Source organism: Bradyrhizobium sp. CER78, from assembly GCF_029846235.1.
Taxonomy (GTDB): Bacteria; Pseudomonadota; Alphaproteobacteria; order Rhizobiales; family Xanthobacteraceae; genus Bradyrhizobium.
Map to the genome: position 1 here is coordinate 430860 of NZ_JARVWP010000002.1, position 13613 is coordinate 444472.

The following is a 13613-nucleotide window of genomic DNA, read 5'->3' on the forward strand; positions in this document are numbered from 1 at the left end:
AATGTCTGTGCTCAGGCGATCCAGCGTGCGCTTCCCATCTGTGCGAAGAAGTCCGGTCGGCGGTCAGAGATGCGGACATAGGCCTGCAGGCAGAAGGTGAGCCATCCACGGATCAGGTCGCAAGCTGGGCGGCCACGATAGATCACCTCGTGGTGACATCCGCCGCCGCAGAGATACCTGGCCCAGCAGGAGCGACAAGGATCCTGCCGGTGCACGTGGCGGTCGGCGAGCCAGGCATTCCGCCGGCCGTGGTCGAGTCCGTCGGTGACCGTACCCATGCGGCCTGCGTCATCCTCGACAAAGCGATGACAGGCGAACAAACCGCCTTCGGCCGAAACACCCATATAGCCCGCGCCGGCACCGCACGGATAGGGCCGGTGAGTCCCGCGATGCAGCTCGCGCAGCGCGTCGATGAGATTGGCGAACGGATAATGCCCGCCGGCGGAAATCCGGCTCTCGCACTGCCTCCCACAGTCAACCAATTCATCAAGCAAGGTTTTGAGATCGCCCCGCTGCATTTCCAGCTTCGACGAAGGCGAGCTCAGCATGGGCGAGAAGCCGACCATGCCGAATCCCAATCCGATCAACTCGTCCAGGGTGCGGCGCAGCTCGAGATTGAGCGGTGTCACCGTGACGCGTGCAGACATCTGCATCCGGCCCGGCTTCTCCAGAAGCGGTGTGATCCGCGCGAGGATACGCTCAAAACTGCCGCGGCCATCGCGGAACGGCCGCTGGCGGTCATGCGCTTCGCCGATCCCGTCAAGGCTGACCGTCACCGAAAACGCATGCTCGTCGAACAGGTCACGATCCTCGATGCCAAGCAGCGTGCCGTTGGTGGTGATCGAGAAGCCCACGCCGACACCGCGCCGTTCAGCCTCCGTAGCGGCAAACCGAGTGGTCCGCGCGATCAGCGGCCGGTTGATCAGCGGCTCGCCGCCGAGGAAGGCGATGTTGACCCTGTCGCCCGGCGCGGCCTGATCGAGCAGCTGCAACACGGCATCGCGCGCGACCGGCCATTCCATGCGTTTTGACGGTGCGCCGAAGCTGCCGCCTTGCGCATAGCAATAGCCGCACGCGAGGTTGCAGGTTTGCGTCACCGCCAGCGACAAGGAGCGCATCGGCGGATCGCTGATCGGTGAATCGTCGATATGCGCGAGACCGCCCAGTCCGTAGCGCGCAAGCAATGCGTCGATCGCCGTGTCGCCGGCGATCATCGCGCTCCTGAGCTCCGCGTCGAGCCCGGGCGGCAGGTCGTAAATGCGACTGCCGTCCACGACCAGCAGATGGGCACCCGAGGCGGTCTCGAAGCGCTGAACCGAGGCAGGCACGGCGTCAGCTCCGCGGATCGAGGAACGGGATTCCGAGGCCTTGCTGCGCGAGTTGCTCGGCGCTCGCCTGCAGTCGCACCATCGCCGCACGGGCGTCGGTGATGCCCTTGTCGGCGCCCGGCATGTCGCCACGCGCTTCTGCGTTGTAAGCGCTGGCAAGGTACCGGCGGATGGCGTCGAACTCGGCGAGCGCGGCGCGCGTTTCCGGCGTGCTCTGAGGCGTCACGGAACGCAGGTAAGGGTATTCGCCGTGCGCGTCCCGCGGATACTTGCTCAGGATGCGCTGCACGTTGCAGAAATTCCTGTAGTGCTCGCCGCCCTCGCCGTCGATGCGCAACGCGATCTCGAAGACCGCGCGCGGATATTTTTCGTCCTTGAGCGTAGCAACGCATTTCTCGTAGACGCCGGTCAGATAGCCGCTCGGACGTTCGAGCTGAACGAAGTCCTTGAGCACATCCGGCGTAAGCGGGGCCAGCCTTGTCGCCCGGTCGGCGATCCGGATCCGGTTCGACCAGCTCACGACCGGGGTGTAGTGCCAGCCCGGATTGATGCCGGCGCGATCGAGCAGCCACAGCATCTGGTTGACCCAGCGCAGATGCGTCATCTCGCCGACCGCGACCATCAGGATGGATTGACGGACCGCGCGCAAATCGTCGGCCAGCGACGGCCAGGCCGGATCGGTGGCCTCGTCCGGATGCCGCAGCGAGAACAGAGCGTAGAGATATTCGATGACAAGCGCCATCTCCATCCCCGCGAGTTCGTTCTCCAGTTCCCTGATCAGCCAGGCCGCATCCTGATGAGGCTCGCCCCATTTCGGAAGCGGCGGCCGGTACGGGCGGTCGATCTCATGTCCCTCCAGAACGAATGGCAGCTTCTCCCAACTCTGATTGATCTCGTAATGATCGATCTGGTACACGCGATTTTCGGCAATTGTTGCGGAAGCCGAGACTTCCGACGATCCGTCGCGACGGCGCAGCCAGTCGAGGCGCTGCGCAGCGGCCGGATCGCGGGCATCTGAGGGATTGTCGCTCATCAATGGACCGCCGGTGACCACGTCCGGATGGTTGGAGGCCCAGTAGTGGCAGGCGCAATCTCGAAAATCGTGAGTCCATGGATTGCACATCGATTGGGTGAACTCGCCGGGCCGGAACGCCTCGTCGAACAGGCCGGCGGCGTTGACATATTGCCGGCGGTAGCCGCTCAGCACGACGACCTGCGCCGGCCCGGGCGCCGGCGGATCGCGCCGCTCGATTCCGATCTCGACGCGACCTGCCTCGAGCCCGCGCACCAGCCGCCAGACCGTGTAGCCGTCGAGATAGTTGCCCTGGGTATCGCGCATCGGCAGGCGTCTGCCGTTCTGCTCGATCCAGTCGAGATACCAGCGGCCCGACATGAAGGTCGTGGCGAGCGGTCCGCCATACTGGTCGAGCAGGTTCTGCACCCACGGCTCGCGGCTCGTTTCCGGCAGCATCGGATCGAGCAGATAGTCGGTGTAGAGCAGCCGCGCGCCATGCTGGTTCGGAATGGCATCGGGCGCCGGGTATTTCGGCGGCACAATGAACTGGAACACAAGCCCGGGAAAAAACCGACAGTCCAGAATACGCACGTCGAACTCGAGTCCGGGAAAACAGTTGGCGACACCGGACTCCATCATGGTCGTGACCGGATTGCCGATCACCTTACTGGCCGCCAGGGCCGCTCGCGCGGTGAGATTGCGCGGAAATATCTTGTCTCCACTCATCGCCTTGCTCCCGGGTTGATCGCGCTCGTTTGGCTGCATTCCGGCGGGGCCGTCGACCGCAGATAGGCGATGACGCCGATCAGCAAATGATACTGTCGCCACGACAGCGAGAGCGGCTGCAGGTTGGCGTCGCGCATATAGGGCGGCATCCGCATGTCATGCAGCTGATCGCGGAAGACACGGGGGTCGCGGAAATGCGGATCGGCCTCCGCGTTGGGCTCGACAGGAATTTCGTGCAGCCGGCCGAACGGCGGCCGGATCACGCGCTCGACCGCGTCGGCACGTCGGCGCAGGAAGTCGATCAGCACCGCTTCATCCTTCAGCGCCGCATGCACGTGCGTGATCACGGCCGTGTAGGGCAGCGGCAATTCAAAGCCGGCCCCGCTGAACCGCGACGGCGCCTGGGGTGCGAGTATGGGGAGACGATCGACGTATGGTGTGTCCTGCGCCGTCATGCTCTCCCCGCCGGCGCGCGGCTCGTCGCGACCGGGCGGCCCGACATGCTTGCCGAGACGAACTCGATTCTCCTGCAGCGCGCGGGTGCGGATCGCATCGAGGTTGAACAGACTCGCCGTCTCGAACGCGCGATGGAAGAGATCGACGATCTCCTCCTTGCTGACCTTGAAGGTCTCGGCGTCGACGGTAGGCAGCGGCGGCAGCTCGCGATCGGCGATGTCGTCGCCGATGCTGAAAAACGGCCGGCGATCGGGCGCAAAATCTGGCGGCGAGCTGAACACCCGCGCGGCGGCGCGGAAGCGCCGGCCGTGCACGGCAAGAGTCGCGACGATCAATCCGTCGCTTGTGTCGTCGACGCAGCCCCAGGACTGGAAATTACCGACGGCGGCACCATCATAGCCATCCTGCGGTTGCGGATCCTCGAAGTGGCCGTTCATCATGATGTACCTCGACCACACGGTGGCCGGATTGAGGATGCGCCGCTCCAGCGGGACGATCTCATGGACGCGGCCGAACTGGATTCCGGCGGCCTCGTAAACGCCCGGCATCACCAGCGGCGCAGGTCCGTTGACGGCCGTGGGCGGGCCGTAGACGAGGCCCGCGGGGGGCGTAAAGCGGACGCGCAGGATGCTGCGGTCGACGCCCCTGCCCTCATCCTTGTTTGGGACCGGCCGTATCACCTGAAAGGTACCAAGTGGGATCGGGCGCTCCGGCCGCACCAGAGGCTCCTGCCCCGCGGTATGCGGGCTGAACGCCAGCAGTTCTTGCCGGCGGTGATTGTCGCCCGCGACCACGACACGCGCCGAGAAGGCGCAGGCGGGATCGCCGGCCCGGCGGGCGGCCTTGTGGTTGGCGAGCGTGATCTCATAGGAGACGTTATGCGGCGTGGCGCCGAGGTGCTTCAGCAGGTCGAGCGTAACCGGGACATCGACAGTTCCGCCCTCGCGCGACTGCATCTTGGCCCACAATTCGAAAAACGGCGCGACCGGCCTGATCCGACCAAGCTCGTCCTTGAAATCGATCTCGTCGGGCAGATACGGCGCGACCGAGTCGTCCGGCTCGACGCGCAGCGACAACGCGGGCGTGATGATCGTCTCGTTGGCATCGTGGCGGGTATTGGCTTCGGCCCAGGAAAAACTCGCGAGCGGTGCGTCGCTGCTGCCGAGCCGGCCGATCGCCATCGGCGGCAGGAAGAAAAGCTCGAGCATACTGTCCACGGATTTCGTCCCCCCTCAATCGATCAAAATGCCCGCTATAAGCATTCCTCTCGCTGACGCGCGACCCCTGTTGGACGTCTGCGACGCCGCGACACCCACTCAGACCGGGTCTGCCTCCGACTCGATGCCGTCAAGAAGACCGGTCAAAGTGCTGACAGGATCGGCCGCGGACCGGGACGGATCGGCGGAAATGCCTTGGGCGCTGCGGAAGAATGTTCCCGGATCGTATTTGCGCTTGACCGCCAGCAGGTCATCGAAGACGTCGCCCCAATAGCGCCGCCGATAATCGGTCTGCGCCAGCCGCGGATAGTTCTGATAGGATTGGCCGTTACAGAAGCGCTCCATGAAGCGCATAAAGCGATCGAGGAACGTAACGGCATCGACACGTTCCGGCTCATTCATCCAGAACACATCGAGATAGACGTCCATGTCGACGCGGCGGTGCACGAACGCCATGTCGTTCTCGTGACGCTCCGAGATCGCGCCGCCATAGTGCTCCATCGCCAGCATGCTCGAATTATTCGGCGTCTCCAGGAACTGCTCGATCACCTCCTGCCAGTCATCCGGCCCGAGCGGCCGTGCCACATATCCGCTCTGCTTGTCCTCGCGCGCGAGATCCGGGACCTGCGGCAGGTCGGGCGTCGTGCTGACAAGGTGATGCATCATCTCGGCATAGGAGCCGCTGCGGTCGTTAATCCATTCGGCACCAGGCACATCGAGCAGCGGCTGCAGCAGCGCCTTGCCACGTTCGGCGGGGCCGACATACATGCCGCGGATGATCAGATACGGCATGTCGCCCTGCCAGCCGAGGAAGGTCATGTAGCCGAGCTCCTTGGGCGCCTTGCGGGTGAGCTCGCTCTGGATGATCGACAGCAGCCGCGCCGCGCGGACGGTATCGTCCGAACCCGCGCGCAGCGGCCATTGCAGGCGGAAGGCCCAGACGCTCTTCACCTCGTGCAGCCGGTAGGTGATTTCGAGCAGGATGCCGAAATTGCCGCCGGTGCCGCCACGTACCGCCCAGAACAGGTCGCGGTTGACCTTGTCGTCGGCGACGACGATGCGCCCGTCGGCAAGCATGACGCGGATCGCCACCACGTTGTCGCAGTTCAGACCGAAGCAGCGCGAGGTGTAGCCGAAGCCGCCGCCCTGCATGAAACCGGCCACGCAAACATCGTGGCAGCTGCCTCCGGGAACGTGCAGATGATAGATGTCGAGCGCGGCGTTGAGATGCCCCATATTGGTTCCGGCGCCGACCACGGCCGTGTGTGCCTTGGGATCGACAACGACGTAGCGCAGCCGGCTGAGGTCGATCACCATGTCGTCGTTGACCGACAGGCCGGCGGTGCTGTGGCCGCCCGAACGCACCGCGACGGTCAGACCGCAGCGCTGCGCAAAGGCGAGGCACTGGCGAATGTCGGAAAAGACCTCGCAATAGACGATGAGTTGCGGGAAGCTCTGGAAGGCATTGTTGGCGAGCTGACGGTCCTGCTGGTAGCCGGCGTCGGTCGGCAGGACAATGTCGCCCTGGACCTTCATGGTCAGGGCAGCAAGGTCGTCCTTTGTAAATCGGGGGTCTAAAGAGATTCCACTCGCCCAACCCTGGACACGAAGCGCCTTCTCCCTCTCCCTGCGCCCCAGCGATTTCATGACCACCCTGCCCCCGTACCTGCCAATTAGCCTACATCATCCGCAAGTCGGCCGAAACAGTGTGAACCAGCTCACATTGTCCAAATCATTTTCGCCGGTCTGCGATGCAGCTACGTCGCGACTGTCCATTTTTCGAATTTCAATGCCTTCGCGCGCCCAGTGATCGGCAGGCTCGACTGCGGCAGGACCAATACGCCATGGCCCCGCGCCCGCTCAATCATCGACGCGGTCGCAGTCAGTGCCAGGGCGATCCGGATTACGACGGAGGCATCCGGATTAAGCTTGCAATTTCCTCCCATCGCCCTGTTCAAAACAGGCCGTCGAGGACCGGGTGAAGCGGTGACTTAAGGGGTCCTGCTGGCTCGAAATTGGCCTTTTGCAGGTTCGTAGTAAGAACGCCTTTCCCGGATAACGGCCCTAGTGACAAAAAATCGCAGGTGGGGGCCCGGGTGGCGAACGACAGAATCAAAAATTTATTTTTTTAATATTTTCAGACGATTACTCGAAAAACCTGGCGGAGAGAGTGGGAGTCAAACCCACGAATATCGATCGTTCCACATCGAACAACTGAGACTGCTCGTAAGCACTCGCCCGCCTCAGGCCCTCGGAAATTCAGACTCTGCACATGCACTGTGACAAGATTTTTCTTGATCTCCCGGTGCACACGTCGTGCACACGGCGTCATCTAGAATGACGTTAAGCCTGAAGTTACCTATGTTTCTGGTCATGTCTATCGCCAGAAAAAACGCGCGGCATTCCACTGAAGAGCGCGCGGCAGTTTGTCAAAAAATACGGTGTTATCATGCCGCACACAGCGCCCGATGGTCGTCGTGCCGCAGCCGCGGATGCTGGTAGTCTCGTCGAGCGGTAGCCCCGTTGGTGGTCGCCTGTTTGCGTCCACGCATCTCTAGAAATTATCGCGCTTGATGCTTCTCGCAGAAAGTTTCATCCTCGATGACGCGGACTCCTTCCACTCGGCGCAGGTGTGCGGCGCTTCGCGCGACGCGTCCTCAACGCAAGGGCATTAGCGCGCGGCTTCGAATCCGCCGAGCACCGCCGTCAGATTGGCGCCGAGGATGTCGGAGAGATAGCCGCCCTCCTGGACCAGCACCGTCGGCAGTCCGAAACGCGCCAGCGCCTCGCCGATCCGGCGGAAGCCGTTGGTGGTAACGGCGAGGCCCGCCAGCGGGTCCTTTTCGGAGGCGTCGAGACCGAGCGCAACCACAAGCGCGGTCGGCGCAAAGGAGCGGATCGCGCGCTCCGCCGCCGCCAGCGCCTTCATGTAGTCGTCGTCGCCGGTGCCTCTCGCCAGCGGAATGTTGAGATTGGCGCCGAGGCCGGGTCCGGCGCCGCGCTCATGCGCGTGGCCCCAGACGAACGGATAGAAGAACGACGGATCGGCGTGGATCGAGACCGTGAAGACATCCGGCCGCTCGTAGAAGATGCCCTGCGTGCCGTTGCCGTGATGCACGTCGACATCGAGGATCGCGACGCGCTCATGCTTCTGGCGCAGATGCTCGGCCGCGATCGCGCTGTTGTTGAGGAAGCAGAAGCCGCCGGCCATGTCGCGATAGGCATGGTGACCCGGCGGACGGCACAGCGCGTAAACCGCATCCTCGCCGTCCAGCACCATCTGCGCGGCGGTGACCGCGACGTCGCTCGAGGCGCAGGCGCCGGCCCAGGTGCCCTTGCCGATCGGCGCTGCGGTGTCCGCCGTGTGCCAGCCGAGCTTGCCGACGATATGGGTCGGATAGGTGGCGGCGTTGCGCACCGGGTGGATGTTCGCGATCATCTCCGGCCCGGCATCGCCGAGCGCGGTCCACGCATCCCAGGCCTCGGCGAGAAAGCTCAGATATTCCGGACTGTGCACGCGGGCGCGCGGCCCCTGCCCGAATTTGGTCGGCTCGATCAGCGTGTGTTTGCCGGCCGTCAGGCCTGCCAGCAGGCGATCGGCGCGCTCGGGCTGCTCGGTGGTGCGCTGAACCACGCCGCGGACCAGGAAGAACTGCGGATCATGGCTGCGGTGCAGATCACTGTAGACGGCCTTCACGGGACACTCCTGTTGGATGAATCAGAAAGATCGCAACATCACGCGCTGCTATTTCGCCGCCGCCGGCCACGGCGGAATTTCGCGCACCAGCCGTCCGACTTCGCGCCAGGCATGACCGATGTGATAGTCGACATGCGCGACGATGCGTTCAGGGTGACCGGCCTCGATCGCGGCGAGCACCGGTTCGTGCGTGCGCGCGATCTCATGCGGATCGTCATAGAGGCGGCCGATCAGGCCGATCACCATGCGCAGCTCGGAGGCGAGATCGTCGAACAGCCGCAGCATCCGCCGGTTGCCGGCGATCTCGCAGATCAGGCGATGGAAGCGGTAGTCCTCCTCGACCTGCCGCGCCGGATCGTCGAGATCGGCAGTCTCGTGCAGCACCTCGATCTGCCGGCGCAACTTGTCGCGCGTCTCCGGCGTCAGGTTGCGCGCGGCGAGCACTGCGGCATGACGCTCGACGCACAGACGCAGATCGTAGATCTCGTCGATATCATCGGCGGCGAACTGCCGGACGAAGAAGCCGCGGCGCGGATTGGCTACCAGCAAGCCCTGCTGCTCGAGCAGCCGCGCCGCCTCGCGCACCGGCGCCCGGCTCACCCCCAGCTCGCGCGCGATGCCGGCTTCGACCACCTTTGATCCCGGCGGCAGCCGCCCCTGAACGATGGCCTCGGTCAGGCGACGGGCGACCTGGCCGACGAGGTCGGTCTCATTGAGGGCCGGCAAGCCGACCGGAGGGGAAATCGTGCGCATCAAAAGGGTCCGTTTCGACCCTTGTACATTATTTAATCGTCGATTGTCGACAGTTTGATCTTGATCAATTCTTAGATTGTCGACAGTTTAGTGACGCGGGCATTGCAACGCAACAAAAACGGCCCGCGGACAGGGACTAGCAGCAACGATGACGACGCATGTGCGGCCCGACGCCGTGAAGGACCAGAACCAGCAATTCCGCATCGACCTCGCCGCGGCCTACCGGCTGATCCACCGGCTCGGGCTCGATGACAGCATCTACACCCACATCTCGGTGCGGCTGCCCGGCAGCCATGACCGCTTCCTGATCAATCCCTACGGCATGCGCTTCGAGGAGGTGAAGGCGTCCAACCTCGTCACCGTCGATCTCGACGGCGTCGTGATCGACGATCCGCTCGGGCTCGGCATCAATCCGGCCGGCTTCACCATCCATAGCGCGGTGCATGCGGCGCGGCCGGACGTCACCTGCGTGCTGCACACCCATACGATGGCCGGCGTCGCGGTGTCCTGCCAGAAGCAAGGCCTGCTGCCGCTCAATCAATGGTCGATGCAGTTCACCGGCTGCCTCGCCTATCACGATTACGAAGGCATCGCGCTCGATCTCGACGAACGCGAGCGCCTGGTCGCTGACCTCGGCGCCAAGTTCGTGATGGTGCTGCGGAATCACGGCATGCTGACCTGCGGCCGCTCGGTCTCGGAAGCCTTCAAGCTGATGCACAATCTGGAGCGCTCCTGCCGCGCACAGCTTGCGATCCAGTCCGCCGGCGCCGAAATCGCGCCGCTGTCGGACGCGGTCGCGCACAAGACCGCCGCGCAATACGCAACCTTCTACGACAGCATCGAGACCCACGGCGTGCCCGATACCGAGTGGGCGGCCTTCAAGCGCATGCTCGCGCGCACCGATCCGGATTTCGTGAACTAAGGCGTTTTCAAGCGAAGTGGATACCGGTTCGGAGCTGCGGCCGGACAAATCGAACAAGAGAGCCTGAACATGTTGAAACGAGTTCTGTTGAGTCTTTTGGTGGCGAGTGCCCTGAGCACCGCGGCATTTGCCGAAGAGCCGAAATCGGGCGGCGTGATCAACGCGGTGATCCAGCCGGAGCCGCCGGGCCTGATGGTCGGCCTCGTGCAGAACGGCCCGACGCAGATGGTGGCCGGCAACATCTATGAAGGCCTGCTGCGCTACTCGCCGAAGCTCGAGCCGCTGCCAGGCCTCGCCGAAAGCTGGAGCGTCAGCGAGGACGGCAAGATCTACACGTTCAAGCTGCGCAAGGGCGTCACCTGGCACGACGACAAGCCGTTCACCTCGGCCGACGTCGCGTTCTCGATCGATTTCCTCAAGCAGACCCACCCGCGCGCCCGCGGCAATCTCGCCCAGCTCGACAAGGTCGAGACGCCCGATGACTACACCGTCGTTTTCACGCTGAAGCAGCCGTTCGGCCCGTTCCTCGGCATCTTCGAGGTCGGCTCGCTGCCGATGATCCCCAAGCACATCTACGAAGGCACCGACTACAAGACCAATCCGGCGAACAACACCCCTGTTGGTACCGGCCCCTTCATGTTCAAGGAATGGCAGAAGGGCTCGTTCATCCGCCTGGTCAAGAATCCGAACTACTACATCAAGGGCCTACCTCATCTCGACGAGATCTACTGGCACGTGATCCCCGACGCCGCCGCGCGCGCGGTGGCGTTCGAGACCGGCAAGGTCGACGTGCTGCCCGGCGGCTCAGTCGAGAATTTCGATGTGCCGCGCCTCACCAAGCTGAAGAATGTTTGCGTCACCGGCGCCGGCTGGGAATTCTTCAGCCCGCATTCGTGGCTGTGGCTCAATAACCGGCAGGGCCCGACCGCGAACAAGAAATTCCGCCAGGCGCTGATGTATGCGATCGATCGCAACTTCGCCAAGGACGTGATCTGGAACGGCCTCGCCAAGGTCGCGACCGGCCCATCGGCTTCCACGATCAAGTACTACACCGACAAGGTCACCACCTACGACTACGACCCGGCCAAGGCCAAGGCGCTGCTGAAGGAGGCCGGCTACAAGGGCGAGAAGGTCCGCCTGCTGCCGTTGCCCTATGGCGAAACCTGGCAGCGCTGGGCTGAAGCCGTGAAGCAGAACCTGCAGGACGTCGGCATCAATGTCGAGATGATCGCAACCGATGTGCCCGGCTGGAACCAGAAGGTCGCCGACTGGGATTACGACATCGCCTTCACCTATCTCTATCAGTATGGCGATCCCGCGCTCGGCGTCGGCCGCAACTACATCTCGAGCCAGATCTCCAAGGGCTCGCCGTTCAACAACGTCGAAGGCTATTCGAACCCCGAGATCGATCAGCTGTTCGCCGACGGCGCCACCGCCTTCCCCGACTCCAAGCGCGAGGACATCTACCTCAAGGCGCAGAAGATCCTGACCGACGACGTGCCGGTGGCCTGGCAGCTCGAGCTCCAGTTCCCGACCATCACCCGTTGCAACGTCAAGAACCTCGTCACGACGGCGATCGGCGTCAACGACGGCTTCCGCGACGCCTGGCTCGACAAGTAACGACGTATCCCGCTGCGGCGCCATCCAGCGCCGCGGTTTCTGCCGTTTCCTCGAACGCAACGACCTCAGCCATGCTCTCTTTCATTGCCCAGCGACTTGCCAAGGCCGTGGTCGTGCTGCTCGCGATTGTGGTCTTCAACTTCATGCTGATCCGCATGGCGCCGGGCGACCCGGCGATGGTGATGGCGGGTGAGGCCGGCGCCAGCGACAAGATCTTCGTCACCCAATTGCGCGAGAAGTTCGGGCTCGATCAGCCGCTGCCGGTCCAGCTCTACCGCTACGTCAAGGGCATCGTGACGCTCGATCTCGGCTTCTCGTTCCGCCAACAGATGCCGGTCGCCAAGCTGATCGCCGAGCGACTGCCGGCGACGCTGCTGCTGACCGTCACGGCCTTCGTGATTTCGCTGCTGCTCGGCGTCCTGTTCGGCACGCTGGCCGCACGCTTTGCCGGCACCTGGGCCGATACTGCGATCACGATCCTGGCGCTGATCTTCTACGCCACGCCGCTGTTCTGGGTGGCGCTGATGGCGATCCTGCTGTTTTCGGTCGCGATGGATTGGCTGCCGAGCTTCGGCTACGAGACCGTCGGTGCCAATTACACCGGTCTCGCCCATGTGTTCGACGTCGGCGCCCATCTGATCTTGCCGGCGACGACGATGGGCCTGTTCTTCATGGCCACCTACGCCCGCATGACCCGCGCCTCGATGCTCGAGGTGAAGCGGCATGACTTCGTCAAGACCGCGCGCGCCAAGGGCCTGCGCGACGCCGTGATCCAGCGCCGCCATGTGCTGCGCAACGCGCTGCTGCCGGTGGTGACGCTAGCGGGCTTGCAGGCCGGAACGCTGGTCGGCGGCGCCGTGCTCACCGAGACCGTGTTCGCCTGGCCCGGCATCGGCCGGCTGATGTACGAGGCGCTGCTGCAGCGCGACTACAATCTGCTGCTCGGCGTATTCGTGGTGTGCTCGGCGATGGTACTGGCCTTCAACCTGATCACCGACCTGATCTACCGCGCGGTCGATCCCCGCATCGAGTTCGCCTCATGAGCAAGTTCTGGCGTACCATGCTGCGCAATCCCGGCGGCGTGATCGGGCTTACGATCCTGCTGCTTGCGATCGCGATCGCGATCTTCGGCCCGCTGCTGTTTCCGACCTCGCCCTGGCGCATGGTCCAGCGGCCGTTCCTGCCGCCATTCACGGTGCCCGGCCTGCCGCTCGGTACCGATGCGCTCGGCCGCGACGTGCTCGCCGGCATCATCTATGGCGCCCGCGTCTCGCTGCTGGTCGGCCTGGTCTCGACCATGGCCGCGCTCGCGGTCGGGATTCCCGTCGGCGCCCTCGCCGGCTATTTCGGCGGCAAGGTCGGCGACGTCCTGATGCGCTTCACCGAATTCTTTCAGACCGTGCCGAGCTTCGCGCTCGCCATCGTGCTGGTCGCGATCCTGCAGCCCTCGATCGTCTCGATCGTGCTGGCGATCGCGATCGTAAGCTGGCCGCCGGTCGCCCGCCTGGTCCGCGGCGAGGTGCTGTCGCTGCGCACCCGCGAATATGTCCAGGCTGCGATCGTCACCGGACAGAGCCACAGCTGGATCATCTGGCGCGAGATCCTGCCCAACGCGCTGTCGCCGGTCATCGTGCTGGCCTCGCTGATGGTCGCGACCGCGATCCTCCTGGAATCCTCGCTCTCCTTTCTCGGCCTTGGCGATCCGAATCTGATGTCCTGGGGCTACATGGTCGGCGCCGGCCGCACCGTGATCCGCCAAGCCTGGTGGATCACCCTGTTCCCCGGCATCGCGATCCTGCTCTCGGTGCTGGCGCTGAACCTGATCGGCGAAGGGCTCAACGACGCGTTCAATCCGCGCCTCAACAAGGAAGGACGTTGA

10 protein-coding genes are annotated in these 13613 nt (G+C 64.0%); 4 read left to right on the forward strand and 6 right to left on the reverse strand.

Annotation, left to right across the window (positions count from 1 at the left end):
• Positions 1-11: 11 nt before the first annotated feature.
• The 6 genes from QDT69_RS05055 to QDT69_RS05080 all read right to left on the reverse strand — a co-directional run bounded on the left by QDT69_RS05055 (position 12) and on the right by QDT69_RS05080 (position 9192).
• Positions 12-1214: a radical SAM protein gene (locus QDT69_RS05055; protein WP_279705531.1), complete on the reverse strand. Its 1203-nt coding sequence runs from the start codon at positions 1212-1214 to the stop codon at positions 12-14.
• Positions 1215-1332: 118 nt separating this feature from the next.
• On the reverse strand, positions 1333-3069 hold the full coding sequence (locus tag QDT69_RS05060) for a ferritin-like domain-containing protein (RefSeq protein ID WP_279705532.1): 1737 nt from the start codon (positions 3067-3069) through the stop codon (positions 1333-1335).
• On the reverse strand, positions 3066-4742 hold the full coding sequence (locus QDT69_RS05065) for a hypothetical protein (protein ID WP_279705533.1): 1677 nt from the start codon (positions 4740-4742) through the stop codon (positions 3066-3068). The genes QDT69_RS05060 and QDT69_RS05065 overlap by 4 nt, the downstream gene beginning before the upstream one ends.
• A 99-nt stretch (positions 4743-4841) precedes the next feature.
• Positions 4842-6278 (reverse strand): FAD-binding oxidoreductase, encoded by a 1437-nt coding sequence (locus tag QDT69_RS05070; protein WP_279705534.1) that lies wholly within the window; start codon positions 6276-6278, stop codon positions 4842-4844.
• Between the two features lie 1135 nt (positions 6279-7413).
• Positions 7414-8439 carry a histone deacetylase family protein gene (locus tag QDT69_RS05075; protein ID WP_279705535.1) on the reverse strand — a complete coding sequence of 342 codons (1026 nt, stop codon included), beginning with the start codon at positions 8437-8439 and terminating at the stop codon, positions 7414-7416.
• A gap of 48 nt (positions 8440-8487) precedes the next feature.
• Positions 8488-9192, reverse strand: coding sequence for a GntR family transcriptional regulator (locus QDT69_RS05080; RefSeq protein WP_279705536.1), 705 nt, complete (start codon positions 9190-9192; stop codon positions 8488-8490).
• Positions 9193-9340: 148 nt separating this feature from the next.
• Here QDT69_RS05080 and QDT69_RS05085 point away from each other — a divergent pair, with 148 nt between their 5' ends.
• The 4 genes from QDT69_RS05085 to QDT69_RS05100 all read left to right on the forward strand — a co-directional run bounded on the left by QDT69_RS05085 (position 9341) and on the right by QDT69_RS05100 (position 13613).
• Positions 9341-10114: a class II aldolase/adducin family protein gene (locus QDT69_RS05085; RefSeq protein ID WP_279705537.1), complete on the forward strand. Its 774-nt coding sequence runs from the start codon at positions 9341-9343 to the stop codon at positions 10112-10114.
• Positions 10115-10183: 69 nt separating this feature from the next.
• Positions 10184-11734 carry an ABC transporter substrate-binding protein gene (locus tag QDT69_RS05090; RefSeq protein WP_279705538.1) on the forward strand — a complete coding sequence of 517 codons (1551 nt, stop codon included), beginning with the start codon at positions 10184-10186 and terminating at the stop codon, positions 11732-11734.
• A gap of 71 nt (positions 11735-11805) precedes the next feature.
• Positions 11806-12777, forward strand: coding sequence for an ABC transporter permease (locus tag QDT69_RS05095; RefSeq protein ID WP_279705539.1), 972 nt, complete (start codon positions 11806-11808; stop codon positions 12775-12777).
• Positions 12774-13613, forward strand: coding sequence for an ABC transporter permease (locus QDT69_RS05100; RefSeq protein ID WP_279705540.1), 840 nt, complete (start codon positions 12774-12776; stop codon positions 13611-13613). Before QDT69_RS05095 ends, QDT69_RS05100 begins: the two co-directional genes overlap by 4 nt.